The organism is Pararoseomonas baculiformis (genome assembly GCF_017813395.1).
Lineage (GTDB): Bacteria > Pseudomonadota > Alphaproteobacteria > Acetobacterales > Acetobacteraceae > Roseomonas > Roseomonas baculiformis.
In genome coordinates, this window is the sequence record NZ_JAGIZB010000106.1 from 1 (window position 1) to 1,105 (window position 1,105).

General features: G+C 66.8%; 1 protein-coding gene. It reads left to right on the plus strand.

The features are described 5' to 3' along the window. Window positions 1-84 precede the first annotated feature (84 nt). Entirely contained in the window at window positions 85-1,050 is a 966-nt protein-coding gene (locus tag J8J14_RS24780) for an IS5 family transposase (protein WP_209382207.1), read from the plus strand. Window positions 1,051-1,105 lie beyond the last annotated feature (55 nt).

A 1,105-nucleotide genomic window follows, 5' to 3' on the forward strand; every position in this document is an offset into this window, starting at 1 on the left:
GACCGTGGTGCATGAATCGGATCTGAGGCCGGGGTAGGGTGGGATGGGGCTGGGGTGCCCCGATGACCGACAGGGACACCGCGCTTGCCCTTCAAAGTGAACAAGGACCGGCGCCATAGGATCCCGCGGCAGCGGCATCGGGTCACGAACTGGCCCACCTATGAGGCGGGCCTTCGCTCTCGTGGCAGCCTGACGGTGTGGTTCACCGAGGACGCCATTGAGGGCTGGCGGGCAGCGCCTCGGACCACCCGCGGCGGGCAGCCATCCTATTCGGACCTGGCGATCGCGACTGCGCTGACGTTGCGTGCCGTGTTCCATCTGGCGTTGCGCCAGACAGAGGGCTTGATTGCCTCGATCCTGCAGTTGCTGGGCATTGATCTTGCCGTGCCCGACCACACGACCTTGAGCCGCCGGGCGGAGACGCTCGAGGTGCCGCGGCCCCGCGGGGGGCAAGCGCCCCTGCATTTGCTGGTGGACAGCACGGGGTTGAAGCTCTGCGGTCCCGGCGAGTGGTTGACGGAGAAGCACGGAACACGACGCCGCCGGTCGTGGCGCAAACTGCATCTCGCCACTGACGCCGACACGGGGCGGATCGTCGCGTCGGTGCTGACAGGCCACGATGCCGATGATGGTGGGCAAGTCGGCCCGCTGCTCGAGGGAGTGGACGGACCTGTCGCGTCCCTCACCGCTGATGGAGCTTACGACCGCGACGACATCCATGTCGGGATTATGGCCCGTCACCCTGAGGCGGAGATCATCGTCCCACCCCGATCAAGCGCCGTCCCAAGCGCGTCGGCCAGGACTGCGCCGACCGCGCGCGACCGCCATCTGCAGACCATCGCTGAGCGCGGCCGCATGGGCTGGCAGAGAGCGTCTGGCTACAACTGGCGTGCCCTGGTTGAGGCCGATGTGTCGCGCTGGAAGCGCGTTATCGATGACGGCCTGCGCTCGCAAACGGACGGACGCCAAGCGACCGAGGTGGCCATCGCCGCCGAGGTGCTGAACCGCATGTTGGACCTGGGTCGCCCAGATTACGTCCGCATCGCCTGATCATTAGGGCTCTCGGGAGAGATGCATCCACCGCTTCGATCGATGCAACAAGGTC